Origin of the sequence: Natronobacillus azotifigens, assembly GCF_026805325.1 — a bacterium.
GTDB lineage: Bacteria > Bacillota > Bacilli > Bacillales > Amphibacillaceae > Natronobacillus > Natronobacillus azotifigens.
Map to the genome: position 1 here is coordinate 59,473 of NZ_JAPRAT010000013.1, position 23,118 is coordinate 82,590.

Below are 23,118 nucleotides of genomic sequence, written 5' to 3' on the forward strand. Positions count from 1 at the left end.
TAAATGTTGGTTGTTTATCGAGCTTTGTTGAGAGAGATCTCTGCAGGGCTTTTTGGGTTGTATGTTATTCGGGGTTTGAGATTCAGGATTTCAAACCCATCCCAATTCCGCCCTCAAACAATTCAATCAAGTATTTTTCTTTTGGTTAAGTACCGTTTAGCAATCGAGATAGTCAACTATCCTTTCTTAATACTTCGATAGTGTGAAGGAGAACTTCCCATGATTTTTTTAAACATCCTAGAAAAATAGTAAGGGTCCTGAAAACCAAAGATAGCACCTATTTCTTTCACGCTTAAAGTACTTAAATCAAGCATTTGACTAGCTCTCTGCATTTTCATTCTTAGAAATAATTCAATGGGTGGCATACCAGTGCACTGATTAAAAATATATATGAGATGTTGCTTAGAAAGCCCAATATGGGAAGCAATAACTTCTAACTTAAGAGATTCTCCAATATGCTCTGACATAAAGTTAATTGCATGCTCCAGATAAGCTTCACTCTTATGGTCTGTTCGACTAGCTATCATTCCAATAGTACTTAAAAGTTGACGAGTGGTTTGTGCGATGTGGATATGATCTGGAACAGAAAATGGTTTATCTGTCACCAATCCATAAGAGAAATCAAACCATTCAACAAACTTTAGAAAACCAGCCACGGGTATGTGCACAGTTCTTTTTGTTAGAGGGAAGGAACGAAGAAATTCAAACACATCTTCTCCCTTTATGTGAAACCAATAGATACTCCAAGGGTTATTGTTGTCGGAGCCATAGCGATGAGGGGTTCCTGCGGGAATGACAATCAAATTTTTTCTTTCCATCTTGATTCGTTCCTCTTGATTGATCTCGACCCAACCCTCGCCCTCCGTACAGTAGATGAAAATTGTTGTATCTCCACCTTTTGGCCGGTCACGATAATGAAACTGGGCTTTTGGAAAGTACCCAATATCCGTAATAAATAAACGACAGGTTAGCGGATGATTGGTAAGCTCTTTTCTCATGTATTCTGATAAAATAAATAACTTTTCTGATTCGAATCCGTCGGGTTTTAATGGGGGCTGCATGGTGTACCTCCTAAGGAAAGGGAATATAATCGGCTGTTCAAAAATTGTGAAATAATAAGTTTCAGATCTTTTCATGAAATGGTTCTCCAGGTTTTGTAGAGAGTGAGCCATTTTCTCCTCATTTTTCCGTATCTAGTTAATCGCATTTAAGAAATTAAGATGATAAGAATATCATCCATCAAATACAGGATATTGTCAATTGGATAAAAGTGCTTCCAGGTATAAGCTAGATGTAATTCGATCAAGGATAGGAGGCGAATTAATGAAGCGAGCTTACGTATGGGAAGAAACGGTTGAGCTATTAACTTATGGTGTAGGGGAACAAGAAAAAAATCCAATGTTCTTGGATAAGCGAGTGTATCAAGGGAGCTCAGGTAAGGTATATCCATATCCGGTAATAGAAAAAATTGAAGATGAGAAAAAATTAAAACCGTATAAAATTGTAATTTTAGAAAACGAATATATCCGAATCGAAGTGATGCCTGAAATAGGTGGGCGAGTTTATCGAGCGTTAGATAAAACGAATGGATACGATTTTGTATACTATAATCAGGTTATCAAGCCTGCTCTCGTAGGACTGGCGGGTCCATGGATATCGGGAGGAATTGAATTCAATTGGCCACAGCATCATCGTCCTAACACGTTTGGCCCGGTGGAATATAAGTTCAGTGAAAATGAGGATAACAGTGCTACCGTATGGGTTAGTGAGATTGACCGTATGTACGGAACGAAGGTAACGACAGCCTTTACTTTATATCCGGGAAAAGCCTACTTGGAGATTTCGGCGCAATTATATAACCGAACGTCTCAGTCGCAAACCTTTTTGTGGTGGGCAAATCCAGCCGTAACTGTTAATGAGCATACACAGTCCGTATTTCCACCAGATGTACACGCAGTGTTTGATCATGGAAAGCGCGATGTGTCCAGGTTTCCAATGGCTACAGGAACCTACTATAAAATGGATTATTCTGAAGGTGTCGATATCTCCCGTTACAAAAACATTCCTGTTCCTACTTCTTATATGGCTCATAAATCTGATTATGATTTTGTAGGAGGGTATGACCATGGTGTTCAGGCAGGGATGTTACATGTTGCCAATCATCATATTTCTCCGGGAAAAAAACAATGGACATGGGGAAATGGTGAATTTGGTCAGGCATGGGATCGTCATTTAACGGATGAAGATGGACCTTATATTGAATTGATGACTGGTGTATACACGGACAATCAACCAGATTTCACATGGCTTCAGCCTTATGAAGAAAAAACATTCAAGCAATATTTCATGCCATACAAAGATATTGGTGTTGTAAAGAATGCTACGACTGAAGCGGCTGTCAATCTGGAGGTAGACGAATTAAATAATAAAGCGGTAATACAGGCATATGCAACGACGGAATTCAAAAAAGCAAAAATTTCCTTTGAAGGCCAAAAGCGGATCTATCTTAACGATATTGTGCATCTTTCCCCTAATGATACATGCAAAAAAACGGTCTCTCTTGAAGATGGGGAGCAAATACACCATCTTATTGTTACCATCACTGATTCTAGTGGAAGAATACTCGTAAGCTACCAGCCCAAACGGTCGGAAATTGAGCAGATTCCAGAAGCTGCAAAAGCAATGCCTTCACCAGAAGAGATAAAAACGAATGAAGAACTATATTTAGCTGGACTGCACTTAGAACAGTATCGTCATGCAACATTTGAACCAGATACTTATTATCTTGAAGGATTAAAGCGTGATCCAAGGGACAGCCGGATTCATGTAGCTTATGGAAAATTATTATTTCAACGCGGATGGTACGAAACAAGTGAACAGCATTTCAGAGAAGCAGTAAAATCCTTAACAGGTCACAATCCAAATCCGTATGACGGTGAAGCCTATTACCAGCTTGGATTAAGTTTAAAGCACCAGAGACGATTGGATGAAGCATTTGCTGCATTCTATAAGGCAGTCTGGTCTGCTTCGTGGCAAGATAGTGGGTATTTTTCGTTAGCACAGATTGCTTGTGAGAAAAAAATGTATCGAGAAGCTTCTGAGTTAGTGGATCGATCGCTTCTTCGAAATGCACACCATTATCAAGCAAGACATGTAAAAACAATATTGCTTCGTAAACAAGGAAAGTATGAAGAAGCTATATCCTATGCAAAGGCTACACTTCAGTTGGATACCCTTGATTTTGGCGCTGAGTTTGAGAAGTATTTTGTTTACAAAGAGCAAGGCCTGAATGAACAGGCTACAGCAATACAGGAAGAAGTTTTGCGTATGACACGCGGAAATGTACACAATCATATCGCAATCGCATCCGACTATGCATCTAGTGGTTTTTATGAAGAAGCCACAGAGGTTTTACAACTTGTTGTGAATAAAAAAATTGATCAAACTTATCCAATCGTGCTTTATGCACTTGGCTATGTGTCCGCTTTTGCAAGACAACCAGATGAATCGAGTTATTACCTAAAAGTCGCTCCACAAGCAATACCAGATTATTGTTTTCCAAACACTTTATTTGAATGTGATGTGTTATATTTTGCGATTGAGCAAAATCCAAGCGATGCCAAAGCTCATTATTATCTCGGGAATTTATTATATGATAAAAAGAGATCGGCGGATGCGATAACACATTGGGAAGCTTCATGGGAAGTTGATCCAAATTATCCAACCGTACATCGCAATTTATCATTAGCTTATTATAATAAAAAGGGAAATCCGGCGTTGGCCACAACGAGTTTAGAAATGGCTTTTAAACTAAATTCTCAAGATGCTAGAGTATTATATGAATTGGATCAACTGTATAAGAAAAATAAGGTCTCACCGCAAGATCGACTAGAAAAGCTAGATAAATATTTTGAACTTGTTCAATCAAGGGACGACTTATATGTAGAATATGTGACGCTTTGCAATACTTTGAAAAAGCATGATACCGCATTCAAGCTTCTTAACGAGCGCAGTTTCCATCCGTGGGAAGGTGGGGAAGGAAAGGTAACCAGTCAATATGTGACTGCTCTCGTTGAAATTGCGAAACGAAAACTTCAAGATAATCTCTATAAGGACGCGGTTAAATTTTTACAGAGAGCATTGGAATATCCTGCGAACTTAGGAGAAGGCAAACTTGCGGGAGCACAGGAAAATAATATTTATTATTATTTGGGGTGTGCGTTCGAAGGATTATCCGAATTTGATAAAGCAAAGCACGCTTTTCGTAAAGCTTCTCAAGGATTAGAGGAACCAGCTTCCGCAATGTTCTACAACGACCAGCCACCTGAGATGATATATTATCAAGGATTGGCCTGGCTTAAACTCGGTAACAAAAAAGAAGCAAAGCGGCGTTTTCATAAACTGATCGATTATGGTGAACGGCATTTATTTGATCAGGTAAGTATTGATTATTTTGCAGTCTCGTTACCAGATTTTCTTGTTTTTGATGATGATTTAAAGGAAAGAAATAAAATTCATTGTTACTATATGATTGCACTTGGATATCTCGGCTTAAATGAACAGGAAAAAGCGAATAGTATCCTTCAATCGGTGTTGGAGTTGGAACCTAATCATCAGGGAGCACTTTTTCATTTTAAAAAAGATGAATGAATTTGTGCTGTGTTCATGATGTAGCAACCGTCCGTAAGATGCCTATTTCAAAACAACAAGAGTTGAAGTGAGTTTAATTGGCAGTTCCACAGCGAGAGGTTCAAGGCCTCTAATGCTAATAAATAGTGGGGGGAAACGAAAAGCCCTGCTGAAATAAAAGCTTGTAAGATTAGGAGGTATAACAGGATGATTCTATCTATGAAGCTAGATATCGAAAACAAGGAAATTACGTCTGGGACGTTATCTGGGTGTGACGGGGTAAACCCTAATGGCGATCGTATCGGGTTTACCAATTATTATATGACGAAAAATGATCAACCAAATATTCCTGTTGTTGGCGAATTTCATTTCTCTAGATTCTCCTATCTTTATTGGGAAGAAGAGCTATTAAAGATGAAAGCAGGAGGCATCCGTATTGTAGCTTCTTATGTATTTTGGATTCATCATGAAGAAGAAGAGGGAAAATTTCGGTGGGACGGAAATCGAAATCTCCGTCATTTTGTTGATCTATGTTCAAAACTTGAGCTACCATTGATTTTAAGGATTGGGCCGTTCTGTCATGGAGAGGTGCGAAATGGGGGAATACCTGATTGGGTGTTTCATAAACCACTGGAAATTCGCTCGAACGACCCGATGTATTTGCACTATGTAGACAGACTATATTGTGAAATTGCAAGACAGATCAAAGGCGCGTTTTATCAAGATGGTGGGCAGATTATCGGTATTCAGCTTGAAAATGAATTCATGCATGCTGGAGCACCAATGGATGCATGGGGCTATCAATCAGGTGTTCACTTATCTTCGGGAAAAGGAGGGCATAATCATTTAATCGAGCTGCAAAAGCTTGCAAAGGCTGCAGGGATTCAGCCAATATTTTTCACAGCTACTGCCTGGGGCGGTGCCGCAGTTTTGGAAAAAGATACACTGCCAATGTTAGCTGGGTATGCGTACACGCCATGGATTCCTGATCAGCCTCCAAGTGGTGAATACATTTATCGGGACTTACACAAGACCCCTGCGGAGAGGGTAAACTATGAGTCTTTGGAATATCCTGTCGCTTATTGTGAAATGGCGGGGGGAATGCAGGTAAGCTACCATGCGCGCCCGCTTGTAGCGCCTGAAAGCATTGAAGCGATGACAATGGTAAAACTGGCTAGTGGTAGTAATCTGCTTGGTTATTATATGTATCATGGTGGAACAAATCCTGTAGGGGTGAACGGATTTTTACATGAATCAGGTCTTCCGAAGCTTACTTACGATTATCAATCTCCTTTAGGTGAGTTTGGTAGAGTGAGTCCCTCCTATGACCGAATTCGAACGTTGGCATTGTTCATGGAGTCATTTGGGTCAATACTTGCACCAATGGGGACGCAACTTTTAGAGGGGCAAGATTGCATCGACTCGACAGATACAAAAGAACTTCGTTGGTGTGTCAGACAAAAAGATGGGTCAGGATTTGTGTTTATGAATAACTTCCAAGATCATGTCGATATGCCAGATAGAGAAGATGTTCGATTAGCATTAGAGACGAACAAAGGTAGGGTATGTATCCCACATAAAGAAACGTTCACTTTGAAGAAAGAACAAAGTATTATCCTGCCTTTTCATCTCATGCTTGATAGAGTGAATTATAGAAGTGCTACAGTTCAACCATTAACTAGACTAAAAAAAGGGAAAAATATTGTTCATGTTTTTTATGCGCACGAGGGCATTCCAGCAGAAATGGTAATGGATAAGCAATCGGTTGAATCAATTACCGTTTCGAATGGGCAAGTGGAGGAGGAAGAGCAAGATTGGTTCGTGCGATCCACTCCAGGTAGAAATCACTCTATTTCTTGCGGTTTAACAAATGGCGATTGTGTTCACGTGCTTATTTTAAATCGAGAAGAAGCATTACAGACCTATCGATTTCACTTGTGGGGAGAAGAGCAGCTGATAATTAGTGATGCTCATCTATTTGTCAAAAATGAGCAGCTAGTCTGTACTTCAGCAGGGAGATCACAATGTACTGTATCGATATTGTCTAGTTTAACGGGAGAAATACAAGCAAACTTAGGGTCATTACGAGAGAAGCTGATGGGTACTTTTACAGATTTAGAGATTTCATGTCCTGTCTATTGTCCTACTGTTGAAGTTTCTTATCGGAAAGATAACTATGCACAAATAGATCTAGATTGTGATTGGCCGTCGTGGGTTGAAGATGTTTTTCTCAAAATCGATTATGATGGTGATGTAGCTATGGCTCAGATTGGCGATGATTTGTTAACAGATCATATTCAATATGGATTACCTTGGTACATCGGGTTAAAAGAAAATAAGCATAAACTTCGAGATGATAAAGTGAATTTGTCTATTACCCCACTTCGCAAATGGAAAGTGAAAAGCTATGTTAATCAAGCTTATGTGAAGCGATTTGAAGGAGTAGAAATTGCTCAATTTAATCATATTCAAGCAATTCCTCATTATCGACTAGCCTTAACAAAAAAATCGAAGGAGTGATGAGATGAAACAAGTAAAAGCGCACCTTCCTCGTAAACTAACGATTACGATGTGGGATTTTTCCTGGTACACAATGACGATGCCTGGTGAGCCATATTCGAATTTGGAGCAATGCTTTAAGGAAGCAGTAGAGCGAGGCTATAATACGATTCGAATCTGTGCGATGCCCTTTTTGCTATTTACAGAAGAGGGTCCTCGTAAAGAACCATTAGCATTTGCCAATCTCGGTGAAGTGGGAGTAAGAACACGATGGTACAACTGTAAGGGTGGTGCAGAGTTCGATGGGCATCAACATTTGCTTAATCTGTTTACTTATGCAAAGAAATACAATTGTTATCTCATTCTTTCTTCATGGGAATACCAACAGAGTCCAAGTTTTTTAAAAACACCAGCGTTGTTTAACGAGCTTTTAGCTATTCCTCCTAAAGATCGATTTATGACTTTGGCAAAATCGATGGATCAACTAATTCAATTTATTAAACAAGAAGGATTGGATGATCGTATTGCTTATGTAGAGCTTCATAATGAAATCGAATTTGGTCTTTTAAGTCAGGTTGCGATCGAAGCGGGAATTGATAGTGGGGATGCAGGGAAACTGATCCAATATACAAAGCCTTTTGTAGAAGAGGCGTTGGATTTTTTGCAAAAACAGCATGCTGAGTTGTTAATCACAGGGTGTTTCACGTTAAGTCAGCCGTATTCAAAGGTGTTTCTTCCGGAAAACCAACAAGTAGGACATTTTCACATGTATATCAATGGGGTGTTGATCCAACTATTGAACGAAACAGGTCTCACGAATTCAGATAGTGAATTTCCGAATGCACTCGTGAAATCTATGCTTCGTGATGATGCACCAAGTTTTGAAGCATACCAGCTTCCAGAGGGAGAGGAATGGAGGCTCTTTGAAAATCCTGTAGGACTAAAGCTCCTTTACCTTCATGATTGGTGTGATCCGGTGAAGTGGGATTTATATCTTTATGAGCATTACGGATTGTATAAGCAAGCTATGCTTCAGAAAGTGAATGACCGTTTCAAGGATATATCAGAATGGGCATCTGGTCACGATTTGCCCATCGTCATTGGAGAAGGATATGTAGGGTATACACCACTTCTTGCTCAGTTCGAGGAAGGTCCGGTAGGGAAAGATATTGCAGAGTATTGTGTGAAAAAAGGAATGGAACTCGATTTCTGGGGAATGGTACTCTGCTCCAACTGCGCCCCACACCACCCATTCTGGTCAGACATATCATGGCAAAAAAAATGGAACCAATTTATTTTGGGTGCCTGTCACCACCCGAATTATGTCGAATAAAGACCACCCTGCAATTAGGTTTCGTACACCTAAGTTTGCAGGGTGTTTTGTGTTGTTGAGCATAAGAAGGATTAAACAAATGAATAGTATTTCTGACAAAGGTGAAAGTGATGTTGTTCGTGAATTTAAATGGGAGTAACGGCCGCTAGTACCCTGAATGGTTCAGGTCATCCTTTAGGGCTAACAATCAATGAGGGGATACCTAAAAACCCCCACTGATTGAAGTTTCACTTTATCCACCTGTGGTCGTGTCCAAAAATTTGCGTTATGTTTTGTAATCAAGGAGTGAAACGTTTTTCTTTGACGATCTATTTTTTAAAAATGCTTCGTAATAGAATTGTTCCTCATAATTTTCTCCTTCACTTAAACAAGACGTCTATGATACTTTTTGATCTTTTTCAGTGCCCAATCATAGTGACTAGCTGTTGCAGACACGAGATAAGAACCTAAAGAAGTCGAGTTTGTCCAAGGATAATACTTTTTGGTGAAAAGTTCTTCATTATTATGACTTTCAATTAAACGCATCATCCTCGTATGAGAATTTGCAAGTAACGTTTTGGCTGTTGGTAAACTAGTATCCTGATACTGACGCCAAATTGCCAGATTTAGCTCAGGGGTTGTTTTCCATGTATAACCTTTTTTTGGCATGTCTGGTTTTTCTCCTTGCATACCAACTTTATACCATTGATTCATCATTTCATGCCACTCATGAAGGTGAGCTAGTACGTCACGAACATTACGATCGCGATCTTCAAATGGAAATATACCGTTCTGTTCTGCTTCTGTCATGGTATCGATCAAATCTAGTAATGCTTGATAATTTTTTTCAGCTGCTTGGATCAGTTCGTTTTTATTTTTGGGGCGCGCCATTGTTTCACTTCCTTAATTTTAATCGTGTCGTGATAGTAATTCAAAATTCCCGCTTATTCACTACAAAATATACCATATAAAACTACATATAATTCATTTTAAATGGATTTTTATTAATTTTATAAAAACTATATACATTTTTAGAAAATAATGTACGATATATAAAAAGAGTAATTATGTAAAAATATTGAACAATAGGAGGATTTTATGAAAAAGGATTATTCATTTAAAGCGAGAAATTCATTACTGATTAAGCTGTATGTTCTATCTGTTGTACTAGCTACTATTATACTATTTGCAGCTAGGCTTCCTGTGGAAACAAACACAATAGGTACTCTTTTTGGGGTAATAACATCGATCATCGTCTATACAATGAACAGGTTAGATAAAAGAAAGGAATGGATCCCATATATTTTAATTGTAAGCTTAGCGTTGATGGCTATATTTATGCTAGAAAATCGACCGGCAGTCACTTCCTATTTACTTGTTTACTATAGCATGATAATTATTTCCCTCTATCACAACTACCGATATGTAATCATATCTGGAATTTTTGGTTTAGTGATTACGAATTTATTTCTAATAAGATTTGGGGAACTAGCGATTGTTGATTATACGACTGTGCACTTAATTTCATTTAATGTTTTATTTAGTTTAATGACAACGTTCCTAGTATATCAATGTATTATTGGGAAAAACATTCAAAATCAAGCGCAACAACTAGCCGATGAAGCTGTAGAGTCTAGAGATAATATGGAAATGATGATAAAACAAGTAACACTTTCGATAGATAAATTAGAGAGTGTCAATGAACAACTTACTGATCATTCAAGGTCAAGCAATACATTTTCAAATGAATTAGCTGCGACATTTAATGAAATAGCAGGAAGCGTTGAAAATCAATCGAATAGTGCAAGCTCGATTAATGAATCCATATTTGCTATCGATCAAGAAGTAAAACATATTTCATCAAAAACAAATGAGATGAAAAGGAGTGCCGAAAGTACAGGTGAAGTTGTAAAATCAGGATTTGTCCAAGTACAGGAGCTTACTGAGCACATTCAAGAGGTTGATCAAACGTTACGAGAGACTGTAGCCGAGATGGAAGTGTTAAATCAATCAACAGGGAAGGTTGAGAGTATCTTAAAAACGATTTCTGATATTGCAGACCAAACAAACTTACTTGCATTAAACGCTGCGATTGAAGCAGCGCGTGCTGGTAGTGCTGGACTAGGATTTGCTGTTGTTGCACAAGAGGTTAGAAAATTAGCGGAACATTCGATCCACTCTACAAGTGAAATTGACCAGATATTGAGTCAAATTCAAAGCAAAACAAATAATGCTACACGTAGGGTTAAGCAAAGCGAAAGTTTATTTCATGAAAGTAAATTATTAATGGAAGCAACTAATGAGTCCTTTCATAATGTCGATAACTTTATTAACGAATTACAACAAACTTCAACTGTTCTCAATGAAAGGGTATTGAACTTAAGTAGTTCTTCATCCGTTGTAGTCGATGAGATAAACGGAGTTTCCAGTACTTCAGAGCAATTAAGCGCATCTGTAGAAGAAGTGTTAGCAGGCGTCGAAGAGCAAAAAATAAGAATGAACAACTTAAATGAAAAAGTAATCGAGATCGACCAGTTAAGCGATACCTTAAAAGGTGCCTGTCACCGCCCGGATTTTGTCGAATGATTTATAGTGTGACGTTTATATTTTGATGATAAATTAAGGATGTTCTGTTCGTAATAAATAATTAAAATTTATAAGAAAGTGGAGTGATTTATGATGTTTTTTTTCGATGCTTTTCCTTGGTATAATGTTCTCGTTTGGCTTATTGTATTAGGTGTTCTCTTAGGTTTAAACGAATGGGTGCGTTTAAGCAAACGGGCTAGTATCGGTTTGTTTGTCGTCTTACCAGTTTTATTAACAGTAGTTTGGTATGTAAATAGAGACAATGAGATAACTTCTTGGTTTACTTGGATTAAAGTTTATTCAGCATTGGCCGGAAGTTTGATCTACATGGGTATTCGTTATCGTAGTTATCATAAAAAGTACAGTTGGTTTGTTTTTTTAGTACCAGGAATCTTAGCGATTAACATTATTGAAGCGGTGATTAGAGAATTTCAAGTGGGTTGGCAGGGCTTTGAAGGTATGGTAGATGGAATGTATTATATTTCTGGGAATTGGAATTACCTTAATGCCTTCGCTGGTTTAATCAATCTATTTTTGATTTGTGGTTGGGTTGGTATTTATGCGACGAAAGGTAAGCGCAAAGATATGATTTGGCCTGATCAAACACGTCTCTTCATTATTGCATATGGCGTTTGGAATATTGCTTATGTTTATTCTTGTGCACCCGGAAACGCTTTTTATTCGGGATTTGGTTTAAATATTGCTGCAACGTTACCTGCATTACTATGGGCAAAAGGCACTTGGATGCAGGCAAGAGCACACACCTTATCTTTTTGGATGATTTGGGTGATGACATTCCCCTATTTCTTTGCGACAGGAAGTGCATTTAACGTAAGTGTAAGTTATAATCCAACAGCAAATTGGATCCTTGCTAGTATAAGTTTAACTTTAAATATCATTCTAGCAGTTTGGCAAGTATACCGTATCGTAACCTATCAACTTAATCCTTTGAAGGATGAGCTTTGGAAAGCTAATCAGGATAAGGATTCTGAGCCCAATTTAGTGGCGGCAGGATGACAGGTGCCTGTCACCGCCCGGTTTTTGTCGAATCATATAGACTTGATACTGAATCTAATTATTATTAATAATAATGGGGGAAGCAAAGAATGACGTTGTGCTTCCTCTTCTTTCATTCCCGCAATTTCGGAGAAGATGTAAATTCATGACCATATGGAGGTTGCAATTTGTATATTGTATAGATTTTTCTTATTTCTGGATCATAACTTGTGATGATGTCTTGTAGTTGATCAAGCATGTTCATTTGGTATCGATAATGTTAGATAAAGAGAAAAAAGTACGAAAATTGAACCATTAATGCAGGGAGTTCAGGTAACGATGGGATTCATAACTTATACTGACTTGATTGATTTTTTACTTTAAAAGAATCACGAGATAAATGAATCAATCGATTGAGGGAGTCTGGAGGGCTGTTGGGATAAGCAAGAGCATTCTTTTTTGCGATCAATAGAATCGATTTCTGTTCTGATAATCGAGGGTGTGTTAAACTATGGGAAATAATGATCGGGGAAATAGGAGGTCTTTGTGCATGATTTATATCGGTTTAACAGGATGGGGAGATCATTACTCACTATATCCAGCAGATTTAAAGCCGAAAGATAAACTAGCTGAATATAGCAGCCATTTTCCTATTGTTGAGGTTGATGCTACTTTTTACGCTGTTCAACCTATTCGTAATGCGGAAAAATGGGTGCGTGAAACTCCAACGTCGTTTCGCTTTGTAGTGAAGGCTTATCAAGGCATGACAGGTCATCAACGAACAAAATTACCATATGAAAGCAAAACAGAGATGTTTGAAGCTTTTAAGTCCTCGTTATTACCTTATATAGAAGCGAATAAATTAGCAATGGTTCTGTTTCAATTCCCACCATGGTTTACTTATAAAGAAGAGCACATACTGTATTTGCAATATTGTAAGCAACAAATGGGAGAGATTCCAATTGCCTTAGAATTTAGAAATCAATCATGGTTTTCTTACCTTTATAGGGAAAAAACTTTGACATATATGCGAGAATACAATTGGATTCATTCCATTGTTGATGAACCACAAGCTGGGGAAGGTTCTGCTCCTATTGTACCCGTTGCAACGGATAACCAAAAAACATTAATTAGATTTCATGGTCGCAATGTTCATGGTTGGAACCGGCCAAAAACAAAGGATACAAATTGGCGTGAAGTACGCTATTTATATAAGTATAATCAGAAAGAATTACTAGAATGGAAAGAACGTCTAAAAGCACTTGATGAAGAAACGGAGGATATCTATATTTTGTTTAATAATAACTCAGGCGGTGATGCTGCGGAGAATGCGAAAACACTACAAAAATTACTCAACATAGACTATCCTGGATTATCACCACAACAACTCCGTCTATTTTAGGTGCCTGTCACCGCCCGAAATAACTCGACTTTTGTCGGTTTTATTCCGAAGAGAAATCCCCCACAGGTAGATGTTTCTGTCTACGTTGTAGGGGAATTTTATTTACTTGCGTATTGAGGTAAAAGAAGTGTATGTTTTAACCTCTACCTATCGATTCGATATAACTATCCCAACCTGCTTGTTTGGTTTGAATTAGAACATTTGATTCGACAAAAATCGGGTGGTGACAGGCACCTATCCTGCTTTTAGGCCATTTTGTTGCATTTTGTACATTTGATAGTAGTTTCCGTCTGCCTTGATTAGTTGATCGTGGGTACCTGTTTCGATAATTTGCCCTTTTTCTAAGACGATGATTTGATCTGCATGTTGAATCGTTGATAAACGGTGGGCGATAACAAGCATGGTTCGCCCCTCAGCCAAGATGTTCATCGCTTCTTGTATCATTCCTTCTGTTTCCGTATCAATGTTCGCAGTTGCTTCATCTAAAATAAGAATGGCGGGATCAAACGCTAAGGCACGCGCAAACGATAATAGTTGGCGTTGTCCAGTAGAAAACTGACTGCCATTCTCCCCAACAGGCTCATCGTATTGTTTCGGCAATTTTTCAATAAACTGATCTGCACCAACTGCTTTTAATGCAGCAATGGCTTTTTCTCTCGTAATGGCAGGATCGTTTAACGTAATATTAGACAAAACAGTACCCGTAAAAATGAATGGGTCTTGAAGAACAATTCCTATATGCTGCCGCACTTGTTGTCTCGATAATGTCGAGCTATCCATCCCATCAATCTTTATTGTTCCTTTTTGTGGATCATAAAAGCGGAACAATAGATTCATAATCGAACTTTTTCCTGAACCAGTGTGACCAACAAATGCAACCGTCTCACCAGGGGTAACGCGAAAAGATAAATTATTCAAAATATAATCATCATTTTCATAGGCAAAACTAACGTTATCAAAGGTAACTTCGCCTTTGATCCGCTCAATCGGTGTGTGATCGATCTCTTCACTCTCTTCATCAAGCAATTCAAATACGCGACCAGCTGCAACTCTTGCTTGCTCCAGTTGTGGCAACTGATTAACAATTTGCGTTAGTGGTTCGAACAGTCGTGTTAAATAATCCACAAAGGCATAAAGCAGTCCCGTGGAAATAACAGCCTCTGCGTTTAACGATCTCGAACCAAAGAACCAAAGAAAGCCAACAAATGCAACACCTCTTATCGCATTAACTAAATTAAAAGACGTTAATGCAGACAAGGCAATCATTTTTTTCTGGTAACGATAATGCCGGTCATTCAGTTGTTCAAATTCCTCTTGTCGTTCTTTTGTTCGTCGAAATGCTTGAATGATTGGCATTGTTTGTATCGATTCATTAATGGAAGCATTGATTTCACTATTTACCGAGCGAATGATACGATTATACTTCCCAGCATATTTTTTATAAAATTTCATGAACAATAGCAAAATTGGTAATAAAACCAAGCAAATCGTTGCTAGTGTTCTGTTTAACAAAAACAAAGCGATCATGATTCCGGTCATATATATAAACCCATTGACAAATGTTTCTAGAACCTTCACATAAAGTTCTTTAATCGCTTCGGTATCATTTGTTACCCGTGCTAATATTTTTCCAGCAGGTCGTTTGACAAAATAGTTCATCGGAAGTGTTTCCACTTTTTTAAAAACATCATTTCGCATCCGCTGGATAATCTTATTGGCATGTACCTGTAACAGGTATGTTTTCAAATACTGAAAAATTGCTGCTATCAGAATTAGACCAAGATAGAGTGCTAACAACAATGCAATTGGATGAATTTCTGGTTGAAAAAAACGATAGAGATCTCGAATCGGAACTGATTCTGCCGATGCCGAGTTCATTCCATTATTGTAATGAACGACTAGACTTTCGTTGTCTGTCGTTGCTTGTATTGAACTATCTAAAGGAATTTGCTCTTCAATCAAATAGTATTGCCTATTTGATTGAAGAAAGGTATAGTAACCAAGCAGTTGATCCTTTTCTTCTAACCGACTAGCTTTTTTGAAAAAACGGTTATCATACGAAATCGTATCATTATCGTTTTGTTCTTCGACTTCCACCCAATGGGTCTGGATGCCGACGATATGATTATCAATAATGGTCTTCGCAATCAAAGGACCTGTTAGTTCAAGGCCTACCGCAACGATCAAGCAAATTAACGCAACACTAATGGTTTTTTTGCTAGATAATGCATATTGAAATAATCTTTTTTCCGTAGAAGGTTTTCTCATGATTCTATCACCTTCCTTTCCATTTGTTGAATATCAAATTGTTCTTTGTACCAGCCTTCTTTTAACATGAGTTCATCGTGCGTTCCTCTTTCAGTGATTTTCCCATCAGCTAATACAATAATCTCGTCTGCATGCTTCACGGCAGACAGACGGTGAGCAGCGATTAAGGTTGTTTTTCCTAAACGTTCTCGTTTTAAGTGGTTAATAATATTTGCTTCTGTTTTCCCATCAACAGCAGATAATGAGTCATCCAGAATCAAGATTTCCGGATCCATTAATAATGCTCGTGCAAGGGAAATGCGCTGTTTTTGACCACCAGATAATGTTACGCCACTTTCCCCAACTAACGTGTCTAAGCCTTTCGGAAGAGCATCGATATCACTTTTTAATGAAGCAGAAGCGAGGATGTGATCAATTTCTTCGCGTGTTTTTTCTTCGCAACCGAACACAAGGTTTTCTTTCACTGTTTTTGAAAAAAGCACATGCTCTTGTGGAACATATCCAATCCAACTTCTTGTTTCGTCTAATGTGAATTGATCAATAGAAATTCCATTAATCGTGAGACTCCCTTTTGGTGCTGGATATTCTCGTAACAATTGTTTAAACAGAGTCGTTTTTCCAGCACCGGTCTTGCCGACAATTCCGACAGTGTCTCCTTTGTTGATGGTAAGGTTGATTGTATCCAGTTGGTCTCCTTGTGCTTCTGGATAACCAAACGACACATCACGAAAGACAATTTTTTCAGGGCGATCAATGGATTGTGGTTGCACTGGATCTTGCACGTCTGATTGCTGAGCCAAGACAGAATCGACACGATCAAGCGAAGCATTTCCACGTTGCATCACATTGATTAATTCCCCAATCGCAAACATCGGCCAAATCATCATGCCCAAATAGACGTTAAAGGTTACGAGATCCCCAATGGAAATGCGGTTTTCAAAAACCATCATCGCACCATACCCTAAGCCAATCGTATAGGAGATGCCTACCAGAATCTTCATGGTTGGCTCGAAATAGGCTTCCATTTCAGATACAGCTTTATTTTTTTGAAAAACGTCTTCCGTCATCGAAGCAAATCGTTGCATATCGTGCTTTTCTTGAACAAAAGCTCGTGTGACACGCACACCGCGAATGGACTCTAGTGTATAATTATTGAGTTCACTAAACGATTCTTGTGCATCGGAAAAGCGTTGATTGATAATTTTTCCGTATTTATGAACAATTATGGCCATAACTGGCATCGGGATTAGGGCAGCAAAAGTAAGTTGCCAATCAATCGTGAACCCCATCATCAAAACAATCAATGACATAAATATGGTGGAGTCAACCAATGTCAAAATACCAAATCCGGATGTCATCATTATTGATTTTAAGTCATTTGTGGAGCGCGCCATTAAGTCACCGGTCCGATTTTTGCTAAAAAAACGTGGGCTCATCATTAGAAAATGTCGCATCAACTTGGTCCGCATTTTTCTTTCTAATAACAAGGCTCCCCCAAATAAGTTATAATCCCAAATAAACATGACTGTGTAACTAAGGACGATCAGTCCGATATAGATTAAAATGATTTCCCGCAATCCTGCCGCTGTGAGTTCATTGAATTGAATTGCATCAATGGTCATACCCACTAATCTTGGTGGGATCAAATCAATGAAACTTACGAGAATGAGCGCGGTGATTGCAATCGCATAACGTCCCCATTGTTCTTTGAAAAACCAAGATAATTTTTTAAATACCGTAAACAAAATGAAAAACTCCTTTCTCGAAACACAGGTTAGCTCGATTCGATTTTAGCTAACCACTCCATAGCCTCTTAAAGCCTTTAGTTAATAGTGTTCTTGCTGATAATAATGTCATTGTTCTTCCTCCTTATGTTTTGGATTTCCTTATTTAATTTCGTGTAATACAAATACTATATTTTCCGAACTGTATATATACTCGACAAAAACCGACGGGTGACAGGCACCATGCAACGAACAAGTGGAAAACTCCTTTCTGTTTCTAGCTAACCATTTCTAAGCCTCTCCATTCCTTTTGTGAAAATCTCTTTTACGATTAAAATCATTGTTCTTCCTCCTTCTTTTCAATTGGTCATTGATTAACATAAAAAAGCGCATACGTCCATGACGTATGCGCTGCAGCGAACCTATATTCTCCTATACTAACAAGAAAAAGTAGGTGCGCTATTTCCAAATGGAAAATGACAACAAAAAAGTCACGAACAATGTCGTGACCTATGCCGTTCTATATGTATGTTTTTGATGCATAAAACAAAGCAACGTAAAGCGAATGCGATACGAATTTATGCTTCCATGCAAACAACACAAGAAGAGGCCACGACAGAATATTTAAATTGTGAACGTACAATTACAAGTGAGCGATTCATTAATTTGACTGTATTCATTTTCGTAACCTCCTTTTCATTTTATTTTAATCAATGCATGCTATATTATATACTGGAAAAAATTTCGTGTCAATATGAAATTGGAAAAAGTTTCGGTGCCTGTCACCGCCCGAATTATGTCGAATCACTGATTGTCATCTAGGAGCAGTGAAGAAAAAAATGTAAGTACCAGAAAGACAATTGGAATAAGAACCAGTACGACTGGAAAGCCAATGGCAGGTGCAAGCATGGATCCAACAGTAGCCCCCATTAAAAGAACGAAAGAATAGAGTGCGAGCGCGGTTGATTTAAATTGTGATGCTAATCTCCCAACTAGTAAGACAACCATCGGGATCGTTAACGATGTAGAGGCAATCATCAATAATGATGCAATCATAATTGTCGTCACATTAATAGAAAAAAACGCAGGAGAAAATCCTATTACCATCACCATCAGTTGAAATCTAAGTACAGACTCTGCTCCAAATCTATTCATTAATTTACTAGAAAAAAACGCAGGCACAATCCCTATCAAACTAATTAGCCGAAGCAATTGAATAGAATACGGAAATTCCCGCCATGTTGTAAATACATACATTTCAAATGATCCGTAGAAAAGCATGATGGTTAACAGCAGAAAAAAAGTGATTCCATAAACTTTTTGCAAATGACGATCAGAAATACAAGAGAAAATCATGGGGAAAATTCTTCTGTCTTGTTCTCTTGATCCAGTTATAGAGGGATTCAGTGTAAAAAACAGGCCAATAAAACAACTGAGATAAAAACAAAAGAAGGCTACAAAGACAAACGGATACGAAATCCAGTCGGCAAAAAAAGCAGAAACTATTTGACCAAATACACCCGCAAAAAGAAACCCAGTGTTGATCATCGCGATTACAAGAGCTCGGAATGAACCGTTAAAATTTTGGAAGCAATAGGCAAAAGTTACAGGTGCAAAACTTGCTGCTAAAACCCCTTGGACTGACCGTAAGAATAGGAGCAGGTAAATGGAGTTACTGAAACTAAGCAAGTAAGTGATTATGGACAAACTAGCCATTCCGGCTAACAGTAGTTTGCGAAGAGAAAAGCGATCAGCTAATAAACCAAAGAAAACTAATCCAAATGCGTATGGGAACACAAACATTGTACTCGATAAAGCTGCTAGTTGTAAGGAAACGTCAAATTGTTCTGCCAACAATGGCTGTACAGGAATCATGACATAAATACTGCTCGCAACAAAAATAGAACAATAGATCAATATAATTGCTGTAATCAATTTTTTAGACATTGGAAACACCTCAATCTATGTATATGCACAGATCGCGGTGCCTGTCACCACCCGAATTATGTCGAACGAATTATTGAAATGTAATTTTGGATCAGCTTTTTTCTTGCAATGCCATAGAATAGTTAAGGTGAATTCACAATATGTATGCCTAATGAAAGGATAAAAGTAGAACTTAACCATTTTACATAATGAAAAGATGTTGCTATGATCATCGAAAAACATCTGTGAAAGTGAGGTAAATGAATGGGGAGAAAACCACGTCAATGGATACCAAGTTTGTTTTATCATGTAGGATCAAGAGGTAATCGTCGTGAACCACTGTACAACGATCAAGAGGACTATCAAATTTTCTTTTATATTATGAAACAAGTCTATGAAAAACATCCTTTTGAACTTGCTTCGTATTGCTTGATGACTAATCATTATCACCTGCAAATCCGTTCAATGGAAGTGCCACTATCGAACATTATAGGAAGAATCAATAAACGATACGCTGATTATTTTAATAAAAAAAATGAGAGTTCTGGCCATCTGTTCGAGAAACGCTTTTTTGATAGCGTGATTAATACAGAAGAAGGAATGCTGAAGATTAGTCAGTACATTCACTTAAATCCAAAGAATGCACAGATCGTTAGTTCTCCCCATGATTATCCTTACAGCAGTTACTCTACTATTCTTGATCCACAACAATCACATCTACAAAAATATCGAATGCCATACCTTAATAGTTCTCTCCTATTAAACTACTTTCCAGGCGTTTCACACGAAGAAAAAGTTCGTGCCTATCAAAATTATGTGGAGGGTTCCGGTGCCTGTCACCGCCCGAATTATGTCGAATGAGTTGGCAGTTTTAGTCTTTGACCGAGATGCAATACCTCCCGAATGATTTAACGAAATTCGTTAATAATGGAATTCGATTGAACTAGATGTCCACTTGATTGTTTCCTAGTTGTTCAATAACATAAATGTATTTCTATGATAATCAAGGATACCTTCCCGTTGCATTGCACCTAATTCCCGAGAAAGCGCACTACGGTCAACTTGCAAATACCTTGCCATCTCCTCCCTTGAATAGGGTATGGTAATTTTTCCATCAACAAGCTTCTCTTGTTTTTGTAGGAAATAAAGAATACGTTCACGTAATCGTCGGCATCCAAGCAGATCTACCCGTTCCATTAGTTTTTGATTTTGTTGCATCGATTGCTTTAGTAATTGTTTGTATATATAACTTCTTAAATGACATTTTTTTGAGAAATTTGCTTGCTCAAACAAGAGAATTCGTACTGATCTTTTTACAGAAAAAGTATGTTCTTCCGTTAAGCCGAGTTGCTCAGGCCAAATAAGATCCTCCTTCTCAACGGAAGCTATAATAAAATATTCTCCAAGTGCATCATGTTTTTCTATAAAAAGGTGACCAGCAAGAATAAGACCAATTTTAGCGTGAAATAAATCTATATTCAGGCACGTGTCGGCTGGGAATTCAACGACAGTTAATTTCAAACAGTTCATCGCTTTTTGAAGTTCATGATCAGTTAATTCACAAAAAAAGGATAGATCTCTTAAACAAGTAAGTGAAGTTTGCATTTTTTCACCTCAATGTTGCATAGGCAACAGAATTTTTTGGGATTCCATGTTACAGTTACAGATGATATTGAGAATGATTATCACTGTATAACAAGTATAGATAACTTTCTATTAAATGACAAGGAGGTGTGGTGATTGAGAGATTTACCAATAGGTCAAGTTTTTGATTGGGAAGATGTTGCAATAGCAATGCCTGATCAAATTATTAGTAGTGCGATTGCTGAAAACGACCAGTTTGACTTTACTGTATTTGGTTTTGGTGCGGGAGAGTCAATTAGTACAGAAATTGTGAATACAAGCAAATTAATTTATGTTTTGTCAGGACAGCTCATGATAGAGCATGGAGATCGATTATCTCTACTCGAAGTAGGAGAGCTGCTTTTTCTTGAGGAAGGGGTACGCCACGCAATTGAGGCAAAGACTCACACTGTTTTTCAACAAATTCATATCTATCAAAAGGAGGAAAAATATATGATTAATAAAATTCCACATAACGAAACAATGAACCTAGCAGATCAAATAGACGTGTTACCAAACAAAAAGGCTAGTAAAGCTTTGGTGCAAAGAAAAGATTTAACGTTAACATTATTTGCGCTAGATGCAGGTCAACAAATCGCAAAGCATACAGCTACAGGTGATGCACTTGTTCAGATTTTAGAAGGAGAGGCGGGAATCACCATTGATGAAAAGGATTTTGTTGTAAGAGCGGGTGAAAGTATTGTTATGCCGGCAGAAATTCCACATGCATTGGAAGCTATAACTGCATTCAAGATGTTATTAACGGTTGTGAAGGCTAGTGAGTGAGAAAAGGATGCATGAAGCAGGTCATACATTTTTAGCAAAGTTGGGAAAGACACGGTTGCGTCCGGGAGGTATTCAGGCAACCGATTGGTTGTTTGATCATGTTGATTTTTCCTCGGATATGAGTGTTTTAGAGGTAGCTTGTAATCAATGTACAAACGCAATAGAACTTGTTCGTAAGACGGGTTGTTCGATCACCGCTGTCGATTTAGATGCTAAAGTTATTGATATTGCAAAAGATCGTGTTGCCAAAGCTGGATTAACGGAAAAAATTCATGTCGAGCAAGCAAATGCTTTAAATTTACCATACCAAGATAATTCGTTTGACCTTGTCATTAACGAAGCGATGTTGACCATGCTTGGAGATAAACAAAAGACGAAAGCCGTATCTGAATATTATCGGGTCTTAAAGCCAGAGGGAATGTTGTTGACACATGACGTCCGCCTAACAAGTGCTAAAGCGAGAGCTGTTGTTACAGGGTTGCAAAAAGCAATTCACGTACCTGCTAAGCCTTATGATGAGAGGGGTTGGAAGGAGTTATTTGTTCGAGCAAACTTTGTTGAGTTGGATGTATTAACTGGTCCGATGTCATTAATGAATCCTATTGGAATGATTCGCGATGAAGGTTTGTTTAGTACAATGAAGATTTTTCGAAATGGAATGATGAAAAGTGAAAATCGTCCTTACTTTAAACAAATGTTTCGCTTCTTTCAGTCAAATAAAAAAGACTTAGGATTTATCGCAATCGTCGGAATAAAATAGCGGTGCCTGTCACCGCCCGATTTTTGTCGAAAAAAATAAGTTAGGACGCTTTTTGTAGTATTACGTTTGCTATGAAAAGCGTTTTTTTGGTTGGAAAATAATAAACCTTATTAGCTGTGAATAGCTTTTCGAACCCAAATATAGTTACGTTCATTTCCGAGCGCCAATAACTAGGCAACTTCATGAAGTAATCTACGATAAGTCATCATTGGTTCACAAGCTAACCGTGAGCCCTTTATCCCGGAGCAACCGTACGTATGAATCCCACTTCTAAACAAAAAGAAAAATAATATCTATCATAGTGGGATAATGGACGCTACCATCCCGAATGGTTTAGATAATAATCAGTGAAAAAAAACCTAAAACCCGCACTGATTGAAGTTTCCCTTTATCTCGATTGATTCGCTACAGTTGCTACGTTTTTAACAGGAGTTCTGCAATTTTTCTAAGTGTAGAGCTACTGTATATAAGTAGTCTTTTTTAAAAAAATATATGCGGTTTACGGAGAGGATATCCATGCATAATTTACATATTATTTGTTAAAAACCGGACTTTTAAATGAAGCGCTTACACATTAACATAATATCTATCAGTGAGTAACTTTCAT

The 23,118-nt window shown here is 37.9% G+C and carries 15 protein-coding genes; 9 read left to right on the plus strand and 6 right to left on the minus strand.

All coding sequences use genetic code 11. The features are described 5' to 3' along the window. Positions 1-176: 176 nt before the first annotated feature. Positions 177-1,061, minus strand: coding sequence for a helix-turn-helix domain-containing protein (locus OWO01_RS08070; RefSeq protein ID WP_268779935.1), 885 nt, complete (start codon positions 1,059-1,061; stop codon positions 177-179). A 262-nt stretch (positions 1,062-1,323) separates the two neighbouring features. On the opposite strand from OWO01_RS08070, the gene OWO01_RS08075 reads away from it, so the two are divergent. From OWO01_RS08075 to OWO01_RS08085, 3 genes are all read left to right on the plus strand, one after another. Next, complete coding sequence (locus OWO01_RS08075) at positions 1,324-4,650, plus strand: DUF5107 domain-containing protein (RefSeq protein WP_268779936.1); 3,327 nt, start codon at positions 1,324-1,326, stop codon at positions 4,648-4,650. 186 nt (positions 4,651-4,836) lie between these two features. Further along, a complete protein-coding gene (locus OWO01_RS08080) occupies positions 4,837-7,149 on the plus strand; it encodes a beta-galactosidase (protein WP_268779937.1) in 2,313 nt (770 codons plus the stop codon). Positions 7,150-7,153: 4 nt separating this feature from the next. Beyond that, positions 7,154-8,461, plus strand: a complete 1,308-nt coding sequence (locus OWO01_RS08085; RefSeq protein WP_268779938.1) for a cellulase-like family protein — start codon at positions 7,154-7,156, stop codon at positions 8,459-8,461. A 363-nt stretch (positions 8,462-8,824) separates the two neighbouring features. On the opposite strand, the gene OWO01_RS08090 is transcribed toward OWO01_RS08085, so the two are convergent. Then, positions 8,825-9,331 (minus strand): ClbS/DfsB family four-helix bundle protein, encoded by a 507-nt coding sequence (locus OWO01_RS08090; RefSeq protein ID WP_268779939.1) that lies wholly within the window; start codon positions 9,329-9,331, stop codon positions 8,825-8,827. Between the two features lie 207 nt (positions 9,332-9,538). On the opposite strand from OWO01_RS08090, the gene OWO01_RS08095 reads away from it, so the two are divergent. The 3 genes from OWO01_RS08095 (at position 9,539) to OWO01_RS08105 (ending at position 13,424) form a co-directional block, all read left to right on the plus strand. Then, positions 9,539-11,026 (plus strand): methyl-accepting chemotaxis protein, encoded by a 1,488-nt coding sequence (locus OWO01_RS08095; protein WP_268779940.1) that lies wholly within the window; start codon positions 9,539-9,541, stop codon positions 11,024-11,026. Between the two features lie 93 nt (positions 11,027-11,119). Further along, entirely contained in the window at positions 11,120-12,043 is a 924-nt protein-coding gene (locus tag OWO01_RS08100) for a DUF5692 family protein (protein ID WP_268779941.1), read from the plus strand. Positions 12,044-12,572: 529 nt separating this feature from the next. Continuing rightward, positions 12,573-13,424 carry a DUF72 domain-containing protein gene (locus OWO01_RS08105; protein ID WP_268779942.1) on the plus strand — a complete coding sequence of 284 codons (852 nt, stop codon included), beginning with the start codon at positions 12,573-12,575 and terminating at the stop codon, positions 13,422-13,424. A 234-nt stretch (positions 13,425-13,658) separates the two neighbouring features. On the opposite strand, the gene OWO01_RS08110 is transcribed toward OWO01_RS08105, so the two are convergent. The 3 genes from OWO01_RS08110 to OWO01_RS08120 form a co-directional block, all read right to left on the minus strand. After that, positions 13,659-15,692: an ABC transporter ATP-binding protein gene (locus OWO01_RS08110; RefSeq protein ID WP_268779943.1), complete on the minus strand. Its 2,034-nt coding sequence runs from the start codon at positions 15,690-15,692 to the stop codon at positions 13,659-13,661. Continuing rightward, positions 15,689-17,437 (minus strand): ABC transporter ATP-binding protein, encoded by a 1,749-nt coding sequence (locus tag OWO01_RS08115; protein ID WP_268779944.1) that lies wholly within the window; start codon positions 17,435-17,437, stop codon positions 15,689-15,691. The genes OWO01_RS08110 and OWO01_RS08115 overlap by 4 nt, the downstream gene beginning before the upstream one ends. A gap of 783 nt (positions 17,438-18,220) precedes the next feature. Beyond that, entirely contained in the window at positions 18,221-19,363 is a 1,143-nt protein-coding gene (locus OWO01_RS08120; RefSeq protein ID WP_268779945.1) for an MFS transporter, read from the minus strand. 243 nt (positions 19,364-19,606) lie between these two features. On the opposite strand from OWO01_RS08120, the gene OWO01_RS08125 reads away from it, so the two are divergent. Further along, positions 19,607-20,203 carry a transposase gene (locus OWO01_RS08125; RefSeq protein WP_268779946.1) on the plus strand — a complete coding sequence of 199 codons (597 nt, stop codon included), beginning with the start codon at positions 19,607-19,609 and terminating at the stop codon, positions 20,201-20,203. A gap of 105 nt (positions 20,204-20,308) precedes the next feature. Here the strand turns inward: OWO01_RS08125 and OWO01_RS08130 are convergent, their stop codons facing one another. Then, the gene (locus OWO01_RS08130; protein ID WP_268779947.1) at positions 20,309-20,947 is read right to left on the minus strand and encodes a Crp/Fnr family transcriptional regulator; all 639 of its coding nucleotides are present in this window, start codon (positions 20,945-20,947) and stop codon (positions 20,309-20,311) included. 135 nt (positions 20,948-21,082) lie between these two features. Here OWO01_RS08130 and OWO01_RS08135 point away from each other — a divergent pair, with 135 nt between their 5' ends. Continuing rightward, complete coding sequence (locus tag OWO01_RS08135) at positions 21,083-21,751, plus strand: cupin domain-containing protein (RefSeq protein WP_268779948.1); 669 nt, start codon at positions 21,083-21,085, stop codon at positions 21,749-21,751. Between the two features lie 7 nt (positions 21,752-21,758). Continuing rightward, positions 21,759-22,511 carry a class I SAM-dependent methyltransferase gene (locus OWO01_RS08140; protein WP_268779949.1) on the plus strand — a complete coding sequence of 251 codons (753 nt, stop codon included), beginning with the start codon at positions 21,759-21,761 and terminating at the stop codon, positions 22,509-22,511. Positions 22,512-23,118 lie beyond the last annotated feature (607 nt).